The organism is Rhodococcus sp. MT28, assembly GCF_058792695.1.
The window spans coordinates 1258858-1278872 of record NZ_JBXAFD010000001.1; the positions used below are offsets into that span (position 1 = coordinate 1258858).

A 20015-nucleotide genomic window follows, 5' to 3' on the forward strand; every position below is an offset into this window, starting at 1 on the left:
ACACCCTAGGGGCCTTACACTTCGCAGTCCACCCATTCGATGTAACCGGTACCGTTGATCGACGCACCGTCGAAGCTTCCCCGGTAGGTGTACGCGCCGACGTATCCCTTGCCGTGACCGTAGCGCCACTCCGAGTCGATCTCCGCCTCGAACTCCACGACCGTCCTACCGTAATCGCGCACCTGCCAACGCAGTACGCGCGGCACACGCATCTCGCGACCCTGTGGGTCGACGTGCAATGCGTCGGCGTACTCGAGCACGTCGAACTCGACGTCGTCGAAGACCTTCGCACTACCGTCGACAGTCCGAATGTAGGCGAGCTTGCACGCCGAAACCCCTGACGCTCGAACATCGGTGAGCAACAACTGATGCCGGTCGTCCAGTTGAACGATCTGGTAGGTGAAAAAGTCGGCCGGGAGCTTCCACGACTCGGGAAGCGCGCGGCGAGTCAACGATTGCGGTGTCATGCACCGCGCGTACTCGACGGTGCACGGAGCCGAAATACTCACCGGTCCATCCGGACTCGCAATTGTTCCGGAGCACTGTGCCAGCAGACTGACGTGGTCGTAGACGGGATTACGCACGAACCACGACGCTTGGTCCGTTGCCACGATCTCGAGATCGACGTCGAATGAGTCGTATCGCCCGGTGACACGGAAGTTCGGATAGCTGTTCTCGATGATCAGGTTGTCACCGAAGGCGATTCGCGAACCATCTTCTTCGAATGCACACTCATCGGCAGCGTCGTACGCCCGGTAGAAGTGATGGCCCGGCGCTGCGGTGGAACTCAGCACGGTTGCGGTGTTTCGCGCGTCTGGTGCAGCGAGATAGTCGTTGTCGAACACCACCGTCCCGGTTGCACCGATCAACGTCATGGTGTTGAGGTAACGGAGAGGCCCTGGCAGCCGGGGAACGAAGATCCCGTAGTGCGTCCACGCGAACTTCCGCGAAGCCAGGTGCGGACGCATCATGTCGGGCCGATCGAACGGGCGTACCGATTCCGCCATTCGCTTGTCGATCAGCGGTAGCGCGCCGTCCAGCAAGGCCCGAACCGCGGGTCGCCACAATCGGCGCGAGCGGGTGGCGGGAACAGGGTCGGAACGATCAACGGTTTGTCCGGTCACGCCCCTAAGTTAATGTAACCAGACGTAACAAACAAGTGTCGAATTTTCCTCGACGACCTCACACCCTGAACACCCGCGCCCTGCGCACGCGGCGAATAGCATGTGAGAATCCGCGTACCGGAACCGGTCGCAGAGAGGGCGCAACAATGCAGCACGAAGAGTCGTCGTTCACCGGAGTGGCCGGCACCAAGATCGTCTACGACGTGTGGACACCGGACCGCGAACCCACCGGGGTTCTCGTCCTGTGCCACGGACTCGGCGAACACGCGAGGCGCTACGACCATGTTGCTGCGCGGCTCGGGGAACTCGGGCTCATCGTGTACGCACCCGACCATCGCGGGCACGGACGCTCTGGCGGCAAGCGCGTTCACCTCAAGGAATTCTCCGACTTCACCGACGACGTCCACACGTTGTTCTCGATCGTGACGGCGGCACATCCCGGCAAGGACAAGTTCCTGCTCGGGCACAGCATGGGCGGCGCGATCGCCCTTTCCTACGCCCTCGACCATCAGGCCGATCTCAAAGCCCTCGCCCTGTCCGGACCTGCGGTGATCATCGCAACCGGCACTCCGAAGATCGTGATGCAGCTGGGCAAGATCGTCGGCAAATACCTCCCGGACGTGCCCGTCGAGAACCTGGAAGCTGCTGCCGTATCGCGTGATCAGAAGGTCGTCGACAAGTACAACGCCGACCCGCTGGTTCACCACGGCAAGGTTCCCGCCGGCATCGCGCGCGGCATGATCACCGCCGCGGAAGGCTTCCCGGCGCGCCTGCCCTCGCTCACCATTCCCGTACTGCTTCAACACGGCTCGGACGACCGTTTGACGGACCCGGCCGGCAGCAAGCTCGTCGCAGATCTGGCCGGCTCTTCGGATGTGACCTTGAAGGTGTACGACGGCCTGTACCACGAGATCTTCAACGAGCCTGAGCAGGAAGAAGTTCTGAACGATCTGATCGAGTGGCTGCGTCCGCGGGTCACCGGAGCATAGTCATGTCTACGTGCGGGATCCTGCTGGCGGCCGGGGTCGGATCCCGCATGGGCAAGCCCAAAGCGCTCGTCACAAACGCCGAGGGTCAGTCTTGGCTCCACCACGGGGTGACGACACTGCAGTCCGCAGGCCTCTCACCGGTCATCGTGGTCCTCGGCGCGCAGGCAGAGGACGCCCTCGAACTACTGCCCACCACCGATGTCATTGTGGTGATATCGGATTGGCAACACGGAATGAGCGCGTCACTGCGCTGCGGACTCGAGGCCGCCATGCGAATCGACGACGCAGATGCGGCAGCGATCTCTCTGGTCGACGTCCCGGACCTCAACGCCGACACCGTGACGCGGATCGTGGGTCACAGCTCCCCATCACGAAACATACTGCGAAGAGCTGTCTTTCACGGCCGTCCCGGCCATCCCGTCCTGATCGGACGCGACCACTGGCCGACGCTTGCAAAGTCACTCACCGGGGACGGCGGCGCCAACACCTACCTACGCGAACACGGGGTCGAGTTGGTGGAGTGCAGCGACCTCAGCAGCGGCGTCGACGTCGACTACCCCGAAGCCTGATCGCACGTCACAATCCTCCCAGGTGGTGGGTGTCCGTATTCGGTGTAAAGATGGCCCGATGAAACGTACAGTCGCCGCCCTGCTCGACATCGAGATCGACGAGGCGACCAACCTGGAGTTCAAGATCGCGGTGACGCGCGCGCCGGGTGTCGAACTGCTGGAAACGATGTCGTTCGTCCATGACGGCAATCCGCTCGAACCCCGCGAGATCACCGCCGAACACGGTACCCGGATTCACCTACTCGACTGTGCCCCAGGCAAACTGATCGTCAGCTACGACGCAACCGTCATCGGCCGCGCAGAACCGGCGTCGGTCAGCGACTACGACGTGTCGAAATATCTGCGCCCCAGCCGGTATGCCGAGGCCGACAAGTTCTTCGGTTTTGTCGCCGGGCAATTCGATCTCGCCACTCCCCCGGCCGAACTCCTCCTCGAAGTCACTCGCTGGGTGAGTACACATTTGAGTTATGTTCCCGGCACCAGTCGCGGCACCGACAGTGCGGTCGACACCTTGCTCGCCGGCGCCGGAGTGTGCCGCGACTACTCGCACCTGACCATCTCACTGCTGCGCGCCGTGGGGATTCCCGCTCGACTGGTGGCCGTCTACGCGCCGGGCTGCGATCCGATGGATTTTCACGCCGTAGTCGAAGCCAATATCGACCACGTCTGGCGCGTGGTCGATGCAACGCAATTGGCGCCGCGCAGCAATCTTGTGCGCATCTCGACCGGCCGAGATGCCGCAGACACAGCCTTCCTCGACAATCACGGCGGTTCGATCACGTTGCACGCCTCGGAAGTTCGCGCAGTCGTCGACGGCGTTCTCGACAACGACGACTACGCAACACTCACATCGATCGGCTGAAAAGCGTCAGGCGCTGATCTGGTTCTGCGAGGCCATCGTTCGCTCGAGGAACTTGATCGTGAGATCGACGATCGCCTTCCCCTCCCGAAGAGCTTTCCCGATCACCGGGAAAGCATGGATCTGCCCACTCCAGATGTGCGTTTCGACGGCTTGTCCTGCCTTGATCAAGTTTTCGGTCATGATCTCGACGTCCGGACGCATCAGTTCGTATTCGGCGGACACCAGGAACGACGGCGGAATCAGACTGGCGTCGGCGTTGATCGGCGACTGCGCACCAGGAATCTCGTCCGGCCCCTCGAGCCACCGGTCCTTGAGCTTTTCCACCTGTGACATCGGTAGGTAGGCATCACGTTTCATGAAATCGGGATCATGGTCCTCGAGGTTCACGTTGAGAAGAGGGGAATATCCCACCACGGCAGCGGGCCGCGTGATTCCGCGCAGTGCGGTAATTTCGGCGACCTTCATGGCCAGGTATCCGCCCGCCGAGTCACCGGCAACCACAATCTTGTTCGGGTCTTCGGCTGTCTCGAGCAACGCGGTGTACGCGGCCATTGCGTCCTTGACGGAGGTGCCGATGGAACCTTCCGGCAGCTGGCGGTAGCGCACGGAGATCACCGGTACTCCGGCCTTCGCAGAGAGCAAACCGCACAGTGCCCGGTGCGTTGCCAGACCGCAGAAGACGAATCCCCCTCCGTGGAAGTAGAGGATCGTGGCGCCGGCCAACTCGCCCTGCGCTTTGCGTGGATGCTGCACCTTCTCGCTGGGCACACCACCCAGCGTGAAAGGCTCGATATCGAGGTTCTTCGGCTTCGGCAGTTTGTCCGCCATCGCGTCGAGTCGCTCGAGTTGGCGGATACCACGTTCGGTGGTCGGCCAGAGGGTGAACATCGGCTTCACGAACGTCCTGGTCAGGCAGAAGATAACCCGCGCTCGCGGACTCACGTTCCAATGCCATACCGTCGAATCTCGCGTCCGCATAGCGTCCTCCCAGGTCAAGCCGTTTTGTGCATTTGAGTTACACATACTTGTCGGCTGCTGATGTGAACGATAACTGACGCTGCGTCAAATTGACACGACGGGTATGGATCAATTGCTCGAGCGTGTGCAAGTTCTGGTCGCGATCACGGCCGGGAGAGATATGCGCACAGTCCGCGGTGCCCTCCACGCATCATCGCTTCATGATTCCACTCGAACAGCGGCTTCGCGACCTTCGCGGCCAGACCAAGCGCTCCGGACACCGCTACCTGTTGCCGAAATTCGGCTGTGCAACCAGATCCAGCGGGGCGCACCGCCCAGCTACTCCACCCGGTCATTGCGCCGGTGAGACGCACTTTCAGAAAGCGGTCAACTGAGTCTTCCACCTCGCGTCGCCCGAAGACCAGCAGCGTCAGAGGGACAGCGCTGCGGATGGACATGGAGCCTGAATGCTCGTCGATCGTCCCGACTCGGCGTATCTGAGGCCACCACTGCGAGTACCGTTCGGCATCCGCGAGAACCTCGTAGACGCGGTCAGCAGAGGCAGGAAGCGTCCAGACGCTGTGGAAGTCGAAGTCGGTCACGGTTCAGTCCGTCTGCGCAGCAGCAGTCACCCAAGCACCGTAACCCGAACCTCGGGTGCTTACACGCCGGGCTTGCTCAGTATTCGAATGTCTCCACGCGTCGCAGGATCTCCTCCGCGATCTTGGCGGGACTCCCGCCCACGTCGACGACGATGGCCTGTTCGTCCGGGTCGACGGCCTCGAGTGTCGAGATCTGGGAGTCGAGCAGCGAGGCGGGCATGTAGTGATCGAGGCGAGCGGTCAATCGCTGGCCGATCTGATCCCGCGAACCGGCGAGGTGCACGAACACGACGTGCTCACCGCGAAGCACGTCGCGGTAGCTGCGCTTGAGTGCCGAACACGTGACGATGCCCGGCTGACCGGCGTCGGTATGGCTCTTGATCCAGACGGCGATCTTGTCGAGCCAGGGCCAGCGGTCTTGGTCGTTCAACGGATGCCCGGTCGCCATCTTGTCGATGTTCGCCTGCGGGTGGAGATCGTCGCCTTCTTGAAGGTCCCAACCCATCGCTCCGGCGAGCATGCCGCCGACCGTCGACTTTCCCGAACCCGAGACACCCATCAGGACGAGCACGGGATACTGCTTCTGCTGTGCCGCTTCGCTGTTCATGTGCTCGCCTACCTAGATGAATGCGCTCAACACGAGCACTCCGGCCAGGCCCGATACCGAGATGATGCATTCCATCACGGTCCAGGTCTTGAGGTTCTGTACCACGCTGACGCCCAGATACTCCTTCACCAACCAGAATCCGGCGTCGTTGACGTGCGAGAGGAAGAGCGAGCCCGCACCGATCGCCAAGACCATCAGCGAGACATGTGCGGACGAGAGGTCTGCCGCAACCGGAGCAAGGATGCCCGACGCCGTCACCGTTGCCACCGTTGCCGAACCTGTTGCGACGCGGATCAATACCGCTACCAGCCAGGCCAGGAACAGCACGGGGAGGCTGCTGCCCTTGATCGCGTCGGCGATCACTCCGGCGATACCGGTGTCGATCAGGACCTGCTTGAAACCGCCACCGGCGCCGACGATCAACAAGATGCCTGCGATGGGAGGTAGGGAACTCTCGAGTGACTTCGAGATGGCCTTGCGGTCCATTCCGCCGCCGCGACCCAACAGCACCATTCCAACCAGAACCGCGAGACCCAAAGCCACAACGGGTGTTCCGAGGAAGTCGAGGACGGACTTGGGTAGTGCCTCGGAATCGGGTGCGATCACGTCTGCAAATGCCTTGCCCAGCATGAGAACAACCGGCAGGAGGATCGCTGCGAGAGTAGCCGCGAACGAGGGACGCTGCTTCTTCTCTTCCTCGCCTCGATCTTCGCCTGTGACAAAAAGATCCGGGACCTTCACGTCGACCCACCGCGCGGCGTACTTACTGAAGACCGGTCCGGCGAGAACAACAGTGGGGATCGCGACGAGGACACCGAGCGCGAGGGTGAGGCCGAGGTTTGCGTTCAAAGCCGAGACTGCAACCAGCGGCCCTGGGTGCGGGGGAACCAACCCGTGCATGGCCGAGAGGCCGGCGAGGGTGGGGATCGCGATGCGCATCAGGGACAAGCCGGAACGCCGCGCGACGAGGATGATGACCGGCATCAACAGGACGAGACCGATTTCGAAGAACATCGGCAGACCGATCACTGCGCCGACCAGAGCCATGGTCCACGGAAGCGCCTTGGTGCTGGAGCGGCCGACCAGCGTGTCGACCACTCGGTCGGCACCGCCGGAATCGGCGAGGAGTTTGCCGAACATCGCGCCGAAACCGATCAGGATTCCGACGCTTCCCATGGTCGACCCGAAGCCGGTGGCGAACGCCGCGACCGACTCGGCCGATCCGAGGCCGGCCGCCAGACCGACACCAACCGCACCGATGGACAGTGCGAGGAAGGGGTGCAGGTCGAGCCAGGTGATCAGCGCGATGATAACCGCGACGCCGGCGACTGCAGCGATGATCAATCGTGCGTCGCTACCAGCGGGGACGACCTCGGCCGCCAGCAATGCTGTGGTGTTCATAGGGACTCCCAGTCCGATGAGTGATTGAGGTCACTGTTCCTTAATTAACCTACAATTTCAAGAGCAGACACTAATTTGTAGTATTTATTCGGCTTCCACCGGGCTTACTCCATACGCATGGGACGATCTACGTATGCCTTCTGTCCCGTTTCAGCAGTTACACGACTCGATGCTGGAACAGCTCGGCCAAGACATAGTCGGTGGTGTGCTCGCTCCGGGTACCACGATCTCCGCCGATGAGGTGGCAACGCGCTACGACGTGTCGCGAACCGTCATCCGCGAAGTTGTCCGCGTTCTCGAATCCCTCGGACTTGCCTCGGTTCGTCGACGCGTCGGAATCACCATCCTGGGCTCCGAACACTGGAACTCGCTCGACCCCAATGTCATCCGCTGGCAACTGGCCGGTCCTGATCGGTTCGAGCAGCTGTCTATCCTCAGCGAACTCCGTTCCGGCATCGAACCTCTGGCTGCGCGACTCGCCGCAACTCGCGCCACACCTGAGCAGTGCGGCGCTCTCACTGCAGCCGTCATCGGCATGTCAGCTACCTCTCGCGCTGCCGATACCGGCGCCTATCTCGGCCATGACTCCGACTTCCACCGCACCCTGCTCGCCGCCTCCGGTAACCCGATGCTGCGGGCGATGTCGCAGATCGTCGTCGAGATACTCGAAGGCCGCACCCGCCACTCGTTGATGCCCCACGAGGCCGACCCCGAAGCGATTCACCTGCACGGAGTGGTCGCATCTGCTATTCAGGCCGGGGACGCCGACGCCGCGGAAGCCGCCATGCGCTCGATCGTCGCGGAATCCGCAGAAGCGGTCGAAACAATGCGCGAAAGCCCCGAACCGCCGCCTCATCTGTAAGTCGAGCCACAGACTCGGCGGAATTGGCCCGCAACTGCTCCGCAAGTGGAACGCTTGGCGCCATGACAGCACTCGCTACCCAGAACAGCGCACTCTGATGGCCCGCCCGGTACGCGTCGTCGTCCTCGGTGCCGGATCGTGGGGAACCACGGTGGCCGGCCTCGCTGCCCGCAACACCCCGACCCTGTTGTGGGCACGCAATTCCGAAGCAGCCGACGAGATCAATTCGCAACGGACCAACTCCAAATACCTTGGTGAGCGCAAACTTCCCAAGGGGCTCAAGGCAACCTCGGATCTGGTCGAAGCCGCCCGCGAAGCGGACGTACTCGTATGCGGGGTGCCATCGCACGCCGTTCGCTCCACCCTCGCCGAGATCGCCAACGAGGTTCGGGCGTGGGTCCCGGTGTTGTCACTGTCCAAGGGTCTCGAGCCCGGCACCCGGCAGCGCCCCACCGAAGTGATCGCCGAGTGCCTGCCCGGCCATCCCGTCGGATTGCTCGCAGGCCCCAACATCGCCAAGGAGATCGTCGACGGCATGGCCGCGGCATCGGTCGTGGCCACCCAGGACGATCGCGTCGCCGCCGCGCTGCAACCCCTGTTCGCGTCGTCGGTCTTCCGCGTCTACCGCAACACCGACGTGCTCGGCTGCGAACTCGGCGGCATCCTCAAGAACATCGTTGCCATCGCCTCGGGCATGGCCGACGGCCTGGGAGTCGGTGACAACACTCGTGCGATGGTGCTCGCACGCGGCCTCGCCGAGATGACTCGACTCGGTGAAGCGATGGGCGCCAACCCGCGCACCTTTGCCGGCTTGACGGGCGTCGGCGATCTGATTGCCACCTGCATGGCTCCGACTTCTCGGAACCGTCGCGTCGGCGAAGCTCTGGCGCAGGGATTGACCGTCGAGGAGGCGGTCGCCAAGCTCGGCCAGGTTGCCGAGGGCGTGAAGACTGCCCCTACCGTCATGGATCTGGCCCGTGAATACGGTGTCGACATGCCGATTGCCGCGGAGGTCGAGGCCGTCATCGGCGGTCGCCAAAGTGCCAGCGACGCATATCGCGGACTTCAGAAGGTTGCCCCGGGCGGCGAGCACGAAGTGGCGTGAGGAAGATCTACAGGTATCTAGCGATTTGGCTAGATACCTGTAGATCGCCCGAGATCACGAAATTGGAGCGTCGACGAAGATGTCGATCGCCAACGGTGACCGACCGCCGTACTGCGAGAAATCCGAGATCCCCGCCTCGCGCAAGATCTCGACGTCGAGCACTGTACGACCGGTATCCGTGCCGGCGGGACGCCCGAGAATCTCGACAGCCGCATCGGCCATGATCTCGGGTGAACGCGAGTGCTCGATACTGTCGTCTCCCCCGAGCAGGTTTCCGACAGCGGCCGTGGCGATCATGGTCTCCGGCCACAGGCAATTACTCGAAATCGGTGCACCTGAATACTCTGCGGCGATGCCCAAGGCCGCCAATGTCATTCCGTATTTGGCCAACATGTAGCCCGGATGAGCACCCAACCAGTGCGGCGAAAAGTTGAGCGGCGGCGACAGCGTCAACACGTGCGCATTGGCCGAAACCCGAAGGTACGGAAGGCACGCGCGGGTGAGCGCGAAGGTACCACGGACATTGACCTGCTGCATCAGATCGAATCGCTTCATCGCGAGATCTTCGGTTTTCGAGATGTCGAGGACGCTCGCGTTGTTGACCACGATGTCGATGCCACCGAAGTGCTCTACCGCTGCAGCCACGGCCCGCGCGATGTCGTCGTCGTTCCTCACGTCGCCGACGACCGGAACGGCATGACCCTCGAGATCGTTCAACTCGTCCACAGCCGTGTGGATAGTTCCGGGCAGCCTGGGATCCGGCGTATCGGTCTTGGCGAGCAACACGATGTTTCCGCCGCGGCGCGCTATCGCACGGGCGATGGCAAGTCCGATGCCACGGCTTCCCCCGGACATGATCGCGGTTCTTCCGCGGAAGTTCTTGTCGTCCAAAACGAATCCTTGTCATCGTCGACGGTCTTCGTCGCTGCGGGTGTGGCCGCGTGAAGTCCCCACACGACCACTCGTCGACTTCCACGATATGAGCGCCTTCATGCGATGACTACGTCCGCAGAGCATCAACAATCGTTGGTCCGTTGTCCTGACGGGACAAAGGCTCAATCCGGTCAGCCACCCACCGGGCGCAGAATCCACCATCCGCCGAGCACGAGCACCGCGACGTTCACGAGCAGGAACAACCCGACCCAGACGATCGCGGGTATCGGTGAGAGCCTGGCCAATTGGTCGGCGTCCGAGTCCGGTGCCCCGCCTCGTCGCATTCGCTGCCGTTGAAGTTCCACGACCGGGCGTGGTCCGGCAAAGAGGAGAAAGAGCGTCAGGAAGTACGCTGCGGCCACTTGCTGCTCCTGGGTCCCCCACCAGACGAGTCCGAACAACACGGCTCCCACCACGGCAAGTGAGAAGACTCCGTAGAGGTTTCGGATCAGGACCATCATCACCGCGATGACGAATACGCCGATCCACAGCACCGAGACCGCGCGCTGCGCGCCCAACAACCCGGCCGCGCCGAGTCCGAGAATCGACGGACCGACGTAACCCGCGAACGTCATCAGAATGACGCCGAAGCCGGTCGGTTTGCCCGACGAAATAGCAACACCCGACGTATCCGAATGCAGGCGAAGACCTTTCAACCGTCGACCGACCAGGACTGCGACGATCAGATGAGCGCCCTCGTGTGCGATGGTGACGACGTTGCGGGCGATCCGCCACAGGTGCGGTTCGAGAACGATGATCACGGCGATCAACGCGGCCAGTTGAACCACCCAGGCCGGCGGATTGGGACTGAGCGCCGCCACCCGATCCCACGCGGTTTCGAGCGCGTTCACTCCGCTTGTCCGCGCAGGTATCGGCCGAAGTGCGGGACCGTGAATCCGATGGATCCACGTTCTGCCGAATAGATCAGTCCCTTCTTGATCAGTCCATCGCGTGCCGGCGACAGGGAAGCCGGTTTGCGCCCCAACTCGACGGCGATCTTCGCGGTTGCGACGGGTCCGTCGTCACCGGCGAGATCGGCCATGGCGCGCATGTACTCACGCTCCGCGGGCGTTGCTCGCTCGTATCGCGATCCGAAGAAACCGACAGCGAGTTCTTCCTCAGCCGTCGGCGCGCCGACGCGCACGTCTTCTGCCGTGATCGGACTCGACGCCGCCACATCCCACGTGGCCTTTCCGTAGGCCTGAACGAAGTACGGGTACCCGTCAGCCGCTTCGTACAGAGCGTCGAGCGCGGATTCGGTGAACTCGACGTCCTCACGCTCGGCAGGTGCGATCAGTGCCTGATCTGCAGCTTCACGCTCGAGGCGGTCGATCCGGTGGTAGCTGAACAGGCGCTCCGAGTAGCTTTTCGACGCCGACAGCACAGCAGGCAGATGCGGAAGCCCTGCACCGACGACGATCAGCGGTGCCGCGTCCTGACTCAACTCGTGGCAGGCCCCGCAGATCGCCGAGACATCCGCTGCTCCGAGGTCCTGCATCTCGTCGATGAAGATGGCGATCCCGACGCCGACATCTCTGGCCAGCGACGACGCGTCGAGCAGCAACTCGACCAGGTCGATCTCGATGTCGCCGCTGTCCGCGCGACCTTTGATCGCAGGTGCGTCGATGCCTGGTTGCCAGCGCTCGCGCATTCCCTTGTCTGCAGTGGCGCGTAGGGCAAACGATTTGAGGACTCCGAGGAACTGCTCGACCCGCTCCGGATCGCGATGGGAGACCGCGATCTCTCGGACTGCCATGTGCAGCGCCGACGAGAGTGGGCGTCGTAAATCCTGATCGGGGCGCGCCTCGATCTTGCCTGTCCCCCAGCTCCGGGAGATCGCGGCCGAACGCAACTGATTGAGCAGGACGGTCTTGCCGACGCCACGCAATCCGGTGAGGACAACACTTCGTTCCGGGCGGCCACGCGCAATTCGCTCGAGAACGACGTCGAAGGCGTCGATCTGCTTGTCGCGCCCAGCGAGTTCCGGCGGGCGTTGACCGGCACCGGGGGCATACGGATTGCGCACGGGGTCCATGCCCATCGACGGTACAAGCCGAGTAGACGAATATCCCGCTCTCTAGCGCGTGTCCTAGAGAGAACTAGGAACCGCAATATCGGCTCGACCTTGTCGAACCGGGCTCCGGCGTCGTCGTCTAACCGTCCAGGGTTGACGCTCGGGCGAAGTCCCCGGCCACGTGGGCTCCAATTGCTCCGGCCAGAATGATCGCCGGATGCGTCGCGGCCAGATAGAGCCCCGACACGCCTTCGGCGAAGCCCAGCAGCGGGCGGCCACCACGCGGGATGGGACGGTCAGCGACTACCGCCTCGATCAGTTCCACTTGGTCACCGTCCTCGAGCTGACTGCGGATCGCGTGCAGCGTCGGCCCCGCAAGCTCACGAGCATCTCCGGAGAAACCGACCGGAACATCTTCAGCCGCAATCAGTGTCGTGTCGTCCAATTGCCGGATCTCGAAATCCGGAGAGGAGAGTATTCCGTTCACCAATGGGTGGGGCGTCGAGAATCTGATGAGGCAACACGGGGAGGCGTCGACCTCGACGTCGACTCCCGCCGACGCCGCGAGTCCAGGAATCGCGGTACCCGCAGCGAGCACGGTGGCCGATCCGTAGACGGGACCGTCGGCAGTCATTACTCCGCACACTCTCATGCCCTCCGCGAGCACCCCGAGCGCACTGACATCGGAATACACTGTGGCACCGTACTCTTCGGCACCTCGCAGGAGCGATCGAGCGAACGCAACCGGGTCAACGCCACCGTCATCAGGCGCGTACGCTGCCACCACCGGGGCCGTCCGCAATCCCGGCTCACGAGCAAGGATTTCCTCTTTACCGATGAGGTCGACGGGATGGCCGAGTGCTCGATGCGCGTCGACGAACTTTCGAGTCTCCGCTTCCGTCGTCTCCCACGTGATCGCGCCTCTGCGGCGCAGACCGAATGGCTCGACGAGTTCGCGCTCCAGTCGGTCGAGCTCGAGTGCGGCGCCATGTCGGAACGGATCGGAGTAGGTTTCTGCTGCACTCTTCGAGAGGCCGACCCAGGCAAACGAGTTGCCGGTCACCCCTCCCGCCACCGAGCCCCGCTCGAGCACGGTGACTCGGAGACCAACGCGCGCCAGGTGATACGCGATCGACGCGCCGACGACACCGGCACCAATCACCAGGATCGGGCTGTCGTTTCGACCATTCGGATGCGTCACCAGTGGACCATATCTGCGAGCCGCAACCTGGATCCACTCGATTTGGATGCGAGGACTTCGGCGGTTAATGGAGGACTAGGCCTGTTCCCGCTCGGCGGCGAGAGCGACCGCCCGTTCGAAGGTATGGACGAGCACTGCACGCCGAGCACCCTAAACTCGAGCCACTCCCCACGCGGTGAACCTGCGGTCACCAGTCATCGGAGTACACGCAGCAGTTCCCAAAAGAGAACAACAACCGCCCGTGGGCACCGACAGGCCCGCCAGACCGGGCGTAAAGCCCGCCCAGTCTTGTCGCCAAGTCGCCGATCAGGTAACCCGAGGTCATCCGCGCGCTGATGCTTTGAGGCTGTCGACATTGGCGACGGGTCGCACTGGTGAACGCCCAGTCGTGGCCGAGGCCCTAAAGAAGCCCTCCAACAACCGATCCCGACTTCAGGTCGCATCACCCCCAGAACACCGATACTGAAATCCCGGCTTCCGTCTGAACGCGTTGGCGTGCAATCTTTGCTCTGACTCTGTATCTCGGGACTTTCCAAAGCACTCTTCCGATCGTCGAAAAATATCCGCGCTGGATTCGACAATCGTCTAACGATATGTGACCTACATCTCCGTAGCGTTACCCGTCATATCCGGTTGGGTTTTCGTGAACAGGGAGTTGACGCTTGAAGAAGCCAGTTCTACATCGCGCGATGCGCGCTTACACGCGAACCGCCACGTACGCGGTATCGGCAACAGCACTCGTCCTCGTGGTTTCCGCGTGTGGCTCCGCACCGGGCGCCACACAGACTCGAACGATCACCGACGATCCGATACCCGCCTTCACCTTCGCTCTTGCAGCGGCTCCGATCTCCTTAGATATCACTAAGGATTTCGGTCCTTCCATGCAGGTTCAGACCCTGTTCACCGAACCGCTGGAACGGCTTTCCGGTGAAGGAGAGTTGCGACCTCATCTCGCCGAAGCCGTATCGGTTCCTGACCCGACGACCATCGACTACGTCATCCGGTCCGACGTGCGATTCTCCGACGGAACTCTACTGACCCCGGAGGACGTGATCTGGAGCCTTCGGCACGTCTCTGATTCCGCAGCCGGGGCGCAAACTGCCGGCGAGCTGGAAAGTCTCGAAAGCATCGAACAAACCGGACCGATGCGGGTGACTGTGAAGTTGTCGCATCCCGATCCGGTTGCCAGGCAGAGCATCGCGCTATTCGGACTGATCCAACAGGCAAGGTTCGCTGAAGAACATGCTGCCGAATTGGGTACTGCGCAAGCGGTTCCGGTGGGCACTGGCCCGTACCGGGTCCAAGAATATTCAAGTTCCGGTGTGCAACTTGTCCGTAACAATGACTACTGGTCGGAGCAACCTGCACCGGAAACGCTGAAGTTCGACGTGATTCCGGACGGCAACACCGCTCAGTTGGCAATGCGATCCGGCGACATCCAAGCTGCGAATGTGGCCGACATCAAGAAGCAGTCACAGTGGAAGCAGATCGGTGGAATCGACACGATCGAGGTCCCTCTGACCAAGCTCACGTATTTGACGTTCGATACCAGTACGAGTCCGTTCGACGATGTCCACGTGCGGAAGGCCGTCGCGCACTCGATCGATCGAAAAGGAATCGCAGAGGCGGCATTCGGCAACGACTCCGCGATATTGAAGGGTTTGGCAACTCCGGAAATGTTGACCGGTGTCGCCGGTTCCCCTGGGAACGCGCAATCCTTCCTGGACGGAATCGGCGGAATCGAGTTCGACAGTAACCTTGCGGCGCAAGAACTTGCCGCCTCGTCGCACCCCCAGGGATTCACGGTGGAGGTCCCCTACACCGACAACGTGAACTGGACGGAACTGACGGTACTCAACCTGCAACAAAACCTGGCGCCACTCGGTGTGACCGTTGTTCCAAAGCCCATCACCCAGACCCAATGGATTTCCGACCTGTACGCCCACAAGGTTCCCGGAATCGGATTCCTGTCGATTACCGCATCGACGCCCGACCCCAAATTGATCGGCTCCGTCGTCGGAAAGGAGAACGCTGTCGCACCGAAATTCAACGCCTCGAATTGGTCTACCGATTCCGTCGAACAGGCGCTGCCCGTCCTGAACGGATCGACCTCACCCCTGGACCGATGGACTGCCGCCCAGACCATCTTGACCGGCATCCACGAACAACTTCCGTACGTCCCGCTGTTCAATCCGAATCTGGTCTACGCAATTGCCGACGGGTTCGCCTTCGATCGCGACATGTCCTTCTACGACTTCGTCAACGGTTCGTGGGTTACCGCGGTGAAGGCAACGTCGTGAACGACTATCTCTCCCACACAACGAGGTTCGATTGAGATGGCAGTAGGGGCGTTCATCGGCAAGCGACTCGTGGTGTCGGCCGCGCTGCTTCTGGTAATCAGTTTTCTGGTGTTCAGTCTGCTGTCGGTGACGCCAGGCTCTGCAATTGCCGTCCTTGTCGGCTCTCGTCCGAGCACACCCGAACTGATCGCGGCCCTGGAGGCACGACATCACCTCAACGATCCTTTCCTTGTTCAGTATTGGCACTGGTTGGTCGATGCACTGCAGCTCGATTTCGGGACGTCGACCAGATCAGGTGCGCCGGTGACCGGCATCATCACCGATCACCTACCGGTCTCGATCCAACTGGCGGTGTACACACTTGTTTTGGTGGTCGGGATCGGGGTCCCCTGCGGAATGTCAGCGGCGTATCAGCGCGATAAATGGGTGGACAGAGGTATCTCGATGGCTTCCGTAATAGGTATGAGTGCACCAGGTTTCGCAGTCGGAATGTTGCTGATTTTCGTATTCGGACTCGAGCTCGGACTGTTCCCCGTTTACGGCGTGGGCAATGGATTCTTCGATCGCTTGGTGCACCTCACCCTGCCAGCAACAGCACTCGGCATCGCGCTCATCGCACTGCTGATCCGGCAGACACGCGCCGGAGCGCTCAACGTGCTCCGGCAGGACTACATGACATTCGCGAAAGCTCGTGGTCTCGACCCCTCACGGGTCTTCTTCCGATATGCGTTACGGAACTCCGCAATGCCGGTGGTGACTGCGGCCGGTCTGATACTGATCGCTGCGCTGTCCGGCGCCGTACTCGTCGAGACCGTGTTCTCCGTACCGGGAGTCGGTTCGCTGATGGTGCAGTCGGTCACCGAAAAGGACCTACCCGTCGTACAAGGGTTGGCCGTGTGTCTCGGCGCCTTCGTGATTGTCGTCAACCTGGCGGTGGACGTGGTAGTTCTCCTCGTCGACCCGCGCATGCGGTACGCAGGAAAGGGATGACATGACTGCACTCACCGATCGCGAAAAGAGCAGGCAGGGATCGCGAATTCCCATCACCGTTGTGATTGCACTGGTGATCCTCGGTGTGATGGTATTCGCGGCTGTCGCCGGTCGGCTCATAAGCCCTTACGACCCTTACACTCAGGATCTTCTCCGCGGTGTGACCGGTTCCGATCGCACACACTGGTTAGGCACCGACGATATGGGACGCGATGTCCTCTCCCGTTTGATCGACGGTACCGGCCGCTCCGTGCTCGGACCGCTGTGCGTAGCGATGGGAACAGTGATAGCCGGCGCATCCGCGGGGCTGGTCGCCGGATATAACGGCGGTGCACTCGACAACGTCCTCAACCGATTCGCAGACCTCGTGTATGCCCTGCCCGCGCTCCTCGTCGCCATCGTGCTCCTGGGGATTCTCGGCGGGAGCTACTGGCTGACTGTGGCGATTCTGGTTTTCCTGTCAGTACCGAGCGCCATCAGAATAGTCGGCAGTGTGACGCGCGTCCAGGTTCGTCTGCCGTACATCGACTCTGCGAAGACCCTCGGATTGACCGACTCACGGATCATGATCCGCCATGTGCTGCCCAACATCGCGCCCACCGTGCTCGCCGTCTTCCTGCTGGATTTCGTCGGAGCGTTGGTCGCCTTCTCGTCGTTGTCATTTCTCGGTATCGGTATCGCCCCCGGGGCTGCAGATTGGGGATCGATGCTCTCCCAGGGGCAATCGATGATCTCCGAGAACCCCTGGGTCGCAGTTGCCCCCGCAGCCTGTCTCATCCTGACCGGCAGCGCCGCAACTATCTTCGGCGACTGGTTCTTCAAACGGCTGTCAGACTCAGGAGAACGGAAGTAGATGACTGTGGAAGATGTGACAGTACAATCGGAAACGGCCGATGCGAATGGCCCCCTCCTGAAAGTTTCCGGGCTATCGGTGTACGCGAACAGGTCGCAGGTGCTCGTCAGCGATGTCAACATCACGGTCCCCCGAGGCGAGACTCTCGGGATAGTCGGCGAGTCTGGCAGTGGAAAATCGATGGCAGTTCGTTCGCTTGTCGGTTTGCTACCGCCGGGAATCTATGCACGAGGAGCAGCAGATTTCGACGGAATCCCGTTGATCGGCACACGCGAACGTGAACTGCGATCGTTACGGGGCTCCCGAATCAGTCTTTTGATGCAGGACCCGTTCAGCATGCTCAACCCCATCCACACGGTAGGCGAGCACGTGCGGGAGACACTCCCGCCAAATGTCAGAAAAGGCGGACGCCAACAAGTTCGGGCCGAAGTTGCTGCGCGTCTCGCGGAGGTTGGCTTGGATCCCGCCGTCGCACAAAAGTACCCCTTTCAGCTCTCCGGGGGGATGCGGCAACGAGTTGCCATGGCGGCCGCGCTTGCCGGCGATCCGGAGTTGCTGATCGCCGACGAACCGACAACTGCACTGGACGTGACCACCCAGGACGAAGTCCTCCGACTTCTCGCCGGTCTACAGAAGTCACGAAACATGGCGCTCATCTTGATCACTCATGATCTGCACGTGGCGATGGACGTCTGCGATCGGATCCAGGTCATGTACGCCGGACGCGTGGTGGAGGAGGCTACGGTCGCCGATCTTGCCCGCACCCCGACGCATCCCTACACACGTGGGCTGATGTCGGCCAGTCCCCCTGTCGATCGTCGAGTCGAACGGTTGACGTCGATTCCCGGCAGTGTGCCCAGAGCCGCAGCCGTCGAGGCGATCTGCGCATTCGCTGACCGATGCGAATGGTCTGTCGGCGAATGCTTTTCAGCCCGACCAGCTCTTACTCCCATCACGATCGAACACGCTTCGGCTTGCATCCGGATCGATCGGATTCACGACGAGTTTCCCCGCGGTTCCGAGTTCGAACCACCTCTACCTCAACAATCCGAGTCACGATCTTTCGACACCATCGGCCCACCGATAGTCGAGGTTGCGAACGTACACAAGGTATATCGCGCCAAAGCGATGTTCGGCATGCCCAAGGACTCGCACGCCCTCCGCGGCGTGACTTTCTCGATCCGCGCCGGCGAATCAGTGGGACTGGTAGGTGAATCCGGCTCAGGGAAGACAACTATCGCTCGTGCTCTCCTAGGTCTGGAGCACGTCACCTCCGGCCGGATATCGGCATTCGGCAGAGAGCTCGCGCCCACTGGATCCACTGCGCGAAAAACCAGAGTCGAGTTGGCCCGGGAGATCCAAGTAGTGTTTCAGGATCCGTACGCAGCGCTCAATCCATCCCGAACCATCGGTGCAGCCTTGCGAGAAGCTATAGCCGTACGAACCGGAGCGGACAAACGCGATAGCGATTCCGTAGCCTCGGAAGTCTCGGAGTTACTCGGCAAGGTGGGACTACCAGGCAGCTACGCCGCTCTCCGTCCGGCTGCGCTCTCGGGTGGCGAACGTCAGCGCGCCGTGATTGCCCGGGCAATTGCCGTTCGACCCAGGCTGCTCATCTGCGACGAACCTGTTGCCGCCCTGGACGTGTCCGTGCAGGCCCAAATTCTCGAGCTGCTTCGCTCTATCAGAGCGGAAAACGGGATGAGCATGCTCTTCATCACTCACGACTTAGCAGTCGTGAGGCAGATGACCGATCGAACAGTGGTTCTCTACCGGGGTGAAATCGTAGAAGCCGGCGAGACAGAGGCCGTGCTCGACGCACCAAATCACCAATACACACAACGACTGCTCGCATCGGTTCCATCCTCCATTTCAGCAGTTGTGCAACGTAGTTCAAATGCAATCCCGAGGTAGCACTGCTGGATACGGCGACCGGGCACCCACTCTTGAACTGCCGGCACGCAACACGAATGCCGACCTCGGATTTGCATGGAACATCCGCCGATCCTGCACCTCCCGACGGACCGACACGGATGCACGGACTGCCACAGAAAACACCACTTCGTGAACCCGAAGCCGTGACGCCGAAAGACATCGACGTACAGCATCGCCAAGGCCTTGCAAGGCTGCAGACGATATCCAGCTTGAGATCGGATAGTCACCGCGTCCGACGAAAGAGGACCACCCACCGTCATCGGCCATCTCGGCGAGCCCGTAGGTCCGTCCCACGTGGCGGGCGAGCACTGTTGCGCGTTGTACCCAGCGCCCGTCATCTACACCCAGTGACGATCCTGGGCGATCCTGCAAACAGGCTGCCGGTTCCGAACACCACGGGCACGGCAGCGAACCTGAGAAGCATTGCCGTCGAACCGTATCGGAGGCCACCCTGCATCTGGTTGGTGGTGGAACGCGTGTCGGCAAACTGCCGACGAAGCTTGCGCCAGCGGCGAACTTTTCGTTCGGAACGTACGTGACTCGTCTGATTTCGGCTCCGTTGAACCCGACGCCTTCCGCCGGTTCGAGTGCCAGTCGGCTGCAGCAATGCTCTTGCCGAACATCGCGTGAGCGTCGTCGGAGGACACGTCTACTCGTCGGGATCTCTTGGCGAGAAAATTCGGTCCTCCATCATGCCACCAGCCAGGCCGA

General features: G+C 61.8%; 18 protein-coding genes. 9 read left to right on the forward strand and 9 right to left on the reverse strand.

Annotation, left to right across the window (positions count from 1 at the left end):
* Nucleotides 1–14 precede the first annotated feature (14 nt).
* Complete coding sequence (locus AC1Q6C_RS06080; RefSeq protein ID WP_256519990.1) at nucleotides 15–1124, reverse strand: DUF6670 family protein; 1110 nt, start codon at nucleotides 1122–1124, stop codon at nucleotides 15–17.
* 146 nt (nucleotides 1125–1270) lie between these two features.
* Between AC1Q6C_RS06080 and AC1Q6C_RS06085 the strand changes: the two genes are divergently transcribed.
* Genes AC1Q6C_RS06085 through AC1Q6C_RS06095 form a run of 3 tightly spaced genes read left to right on the forward strand, consistent with a single transcriptional unit; the run spans nucleotide 1271 to nucleotide 3544 of the window.
* Nucleotides 1271–2113: an alpha/beta hydrolase gene (locus AC1Q6C_RS06085; RefSeq protein ID WP_019745522.1), complete on the forward strand. Its 843-nt coding sequence runs from the start codon at nucleotides 1271–1273 to the stop codon at nucleotides 2111–2113.
* Nucleotides 2114–2115: 2 nt separating this feature from the next.
* Complete coding sequence (locus AC1Q6C_RS06090) at nucleotides 2116–2682, forward strand: nucleotidyltransferase family protein (protein WP_058037946.1); 567 nt, start codon at nucleotides 2116–2118, stop codon at nucleotides 2680–2682.
* A gap of 58 nt (nucleotides 2683–2740) precedes the next feature.
* Nucleotides 2741–3544: a transglutaminase-like domain-containing protein gene (locus AC1Q6C_RS06095; RefSeq protein WP_030536536.1), complete on the forward strand. Its 804-nt coding sequence runs from the start codon at nucleotides 2741–2743 to the stop codon at nucleotides 3542–3544.
* 6 nt (nucleotides 3545–3550) lie between these two features.
* On the opposite strand, the gene AC1Q6C_RS06100 is transcribed toward AC1Q6C_RS06095, so the two are convergent.
* The 4 genes from AC1Q6C_RS06100 to AC1Q6C_RS06115 all read right to left on the reverse strand — a co-directional run bounded on the left by AC1Q6C_RS06100 (nucleotide 3551) and on the right by AC1Q6C_RS06115 (nucleotide 7111).
* Nucleotides 3551–4522: an alpha/beta hydrolase gene (locus AC1Q6C_RS06100; RefSeq protein WP_003939690.1), complete on the reverse strand. Its 972-nt coding sequence runs from the start codon at nucleotides 4520–4522 to the stop codon at nucleotides 3551–3553.
* A 143-nt stretch (nucleotides 4523–4665) separates the two neighbouring features.
* The gene (locus AC1Q6C_RS06105) at nucleotides 4666–5103 is read right to left on the reverse strand and encodes an SRPBCC family protein (RefSeq protein ID WP_007729979.1); all 438 of its coding nucleotides are present in this window, start codon (nucleotides 5101–5103) and stop codon (nucleotides 4666–4668) included.
* A gap of 76 nt (nucleotides 5104–5179) precedes the next feature.
* Nucleotides 5180–5710: a gluconokinase gene (locus tag AC1Q6C_RS06110; protein WP_007729978.1), complete on the reverse strand. Its 531-nt coding sequence runs from the start codon at nucleotides 5708–5710 to the stop codon at nucleotides 5180–5182.
* A gap of 12 nt (nucleotides 5711–5722) precedes the next feature.
* Nucleotides 5723–7111 carry a GntP family permease gene (locus AC1Q6C_RS06115; protein WP_003939838.1) on the reverse strand — a complete coding sequence of 463 codons (1389 nt, stop codon included), beginning with the start codon at nucleotides 7109–7111 and terminating at the stop codon, nucleotides 5723–5725.
* Between the two features lie 133 nt (nucleotides 7112–7244).
* Between AC1Q6C_RS06115 and AC1Q6C_RS06120 the strand changes: the two genes are divergently transcribed.
* Together AC1Q6C_RS06120 and AC1Q6C_RS06125 are read left to right on the forward strand one after the other, a co-directional pair.
* A complete protein-coding gene (locus AC1Q6C_RS06120; RefSeq protein WP_030536531.1) occupies nucleotides 7245–7973 on the forward strand; it encodes a FadR/GntR family transcriptional regulator in 729 nt (242 codons plus the stop codon).
* A gap of 97 nt (nucleotides 7974–8070) precedes the next feature.
* Nucleotides 8071–9078, forward strand: a complete 1008-nt coding sequence (locus AC1Q6C_RS06125) for an NAD(P)H-dependent glycerol-3-phosphate dehydrogenase (RefSeq protein WP_003940093.1) — start codon at nucleotides 8071–8073, stop codon at nucleotides 9076–9078.
* A 54-nt stretch (nucleotides 9079–9132) separates the two neighbouring features.
* Here AC1Q6C_RS06125 and AC1Q6C_RS06130 read toward each other — a convergent pair whose 3' ends face one another.
* From AC1Q6C_RS06130 to AC1Q6C_RS06145, 4 genes are all read right to left on the reverse strand, one after another.
* Nucleotides 9133–9969 carry an SDR family oxidoreductase gene (locus AC1Q6C_RS06130; protein ID WP_492666426.1) on the reverse strand — a complete coding sequence of 279 codons (837 nt, stop codon included), beginning with the start codon at nucleotides 9967–9969 and terminating at the stop codon, nucleotides 9133–9135.
* Nucleotides 9970–10142: 173 nt separating this feature from the next.
* Nucleotides 10143–10862 (reverse strand): M50 family metallopeptidase, encoded by a 720-nt coding sequence (locus AC1Q6C_RS06135; protein ID WP_003940327.1) that lies wholly within the window; start codon nucleotides 10860–10862, stop codon nucleotides 10143–10145.
* Nucleotides 10859–12046, reverse strand: coding sequence for an ATP-binding protein (locus AC1Q6C_RS06140; protein WP_007729973.1), 1188 nt, complete (start codon nucleotides 12044–12046; stop codon nucleotides 10859–10861). The genes AC1Q6C_RS06135 and AC1Q6C_RS06140 overlap by 4 nt, the downstream gene beginning before the upstream one ends.
* Before the next feature lie 118 nt (nucleotides 12047–12164).
* Nucleotides 12165–13226: an NAD(P)/FAD-dependent oxidoreductase gene (locus AC1Q6C_RS06145; protein ID WP_492666427.1), complete on the reverse strand. Its 1062-nt coding sequence runs from the start codon at nucleotides 13224–13226 to the stop codon at nucleotides 12165–12167.
* A 662-nt stretch (nucleotides 13227–13888) separates the two neighbouring features.
* Between AC1Q6C_RS06145 and AC1Q6C_RS06150 the strand changes: the two genes are divergently transcribed.
* Genes AC1Q6C_RS06150 through AC1Q6C_RS06165 form a run of 4 tightly spaced genes read left to right on the forward strand, consistent with a single transcriptional unit; the run spans nucleotide 13889 to nucleotide 19283 of the window.
* Nucleotides 13889–15526 carry an ABC transporter substrate-binding protein gene (locus AC1Q6C_RS06150; RefSeq protein ID WP_134929666.1) on the forward strand — a complete coding sequence of 546 codons (1638 nt, stop codon included), beginning with the start codon at nucleotides 13889–13891 and terminating at the stop codon, nucleotides 15524–15526.
* A gap of 36 nt (nucleotides 15527–15562) precedes the next feature.
* Complete coding sequence (locus tag AC1Q6C_RS06155; RefSeq protein WP_492666428.1) at nucleotides 15563–16516, forward strand: ABC transporter permease; 954 nt, start codon at nucleotides 15563–15565, stop codon at nucleotides 16514–16516.
* 1 nt (nucleotide 16517) lies between these two features.
* Nucleotides 16518–17369, forward strand: coding sequence for an ABC transporter permease (locus AC1Q6C_RS06160; protein WP_047272016.1), 852 nt, complete (start codon nucleotides 16518–16520; stop codon nucleotides 17367–17369).
* On the forward strand, nucleotides 17370–19283 hold the full coding sequence (locus AC1Q6C_RS06165) for a dipeptide ABC transporter ATP-binding protein (RefSeq protein WP_492666429.1): 1914 nt from the start codon (nucleotides 17370–17372) through the stop codon (nucleotides 19281–19283).
* The last annotated feature ends 732 nt before the right edge of the window (nucleotides 19284–20015 follow it).

What these genes read in the sequence shown, in the direction of transcription:
- AC1Q6C_RS06160 (WP_047272016.1), top strand. Translation starts at nt 16,518, where the DNA reads ATGACTGCACTCACCGATCGCGAAAAGAGCAGGCAGGGATCGCGAATT.
- AC1Q6C_RS06090 (WP_058037946.1), top strand. Translation starts at nt 2,116, where the DNA reads ATGTCTACGTGCGGGATCCTGCTGGCGGCCGGGGTCGGATCCCGCATG.
- AC1Q6C_RS06120 (WP_030536531.1), top strand. Translation starts at nt 7,245, where the DNA reads ATGCCTTCTGTCCCGTTTCAGCAGTTACACGACTCGATGCTGGAACAG.
- AC1Q6C_RS06095 (WP_030536536.1), top strand. Translation starts at nt 2,741, where the DNA reads ATGAAACGTACAGTCGCCGCCCTGCTCGACATCGAGATCGACGAGGCG.
- AC1Q6C_RS06155 (WP_492666428.1), top strand. Translation starts at nt 15,563, where the DNA reads ATGGCAGTAGGGGCGTTCATCGGCAAGCGACTCGTGGTGTCGGCCGCG.
- AC1Q6C_RS06115 (WP_003939838.1), bottom strand. Translation starts at nt 7,111, where the DNA reads ATGAACACCACAGCATTGCTGGCGGCCGAGGTCGTCCCCGCTGGTAGC.
- AC1Q6C_RS06140 (WP_007729973.1), bottom strand. Translation starts at nt 12,046, where the DNA reads ATGGACCCCGTGCGCAATCCGTATGCCCCCGGTGCCGGTCAACGCCCG.
- AC1Q6C_RS06125 (WP_003940093.1), top strand. Translation starts at nt 8,071, where the DNA reads ATGGCCCGCCCGGTACGCGTCGTCGTCCTCGGTGCCGGATCGTGGGGA.
- AC1Q6C_RS06110 (WP_007729978.1), bottom strand. Translation starts at nt 5,710, where the DNA reads ATGAACAGCGAAGCGGCACAGCAGAAGCAGTATCCCGTGCTCGTCCTG.
- AC1Q6C_RS06165 (WP_492666429.1), top strand. Translation starts at nt 17,370, where the DNA reads ATGACTGTGGAAGATGTGACAGTACAATCGGAAACGGCCGATGCGAAT.
- AC1Q6C_RS06085 (WP_019745522.1), top strand. Translation starts at nt 1,271, where the DNA reads ATGCAGCACGAAGAGTCGTCGTTCACCGGAGTGGCCGGCACCAAGATC.
- AC1Q6C_RS06100 (WP_003939690.1), bottom strand. Translation starts at nt 4,522, where the DNA reads ATGCGGACGCGAGATTCGACGGTATGGCATTGGAACGTGAGTCCGCGA.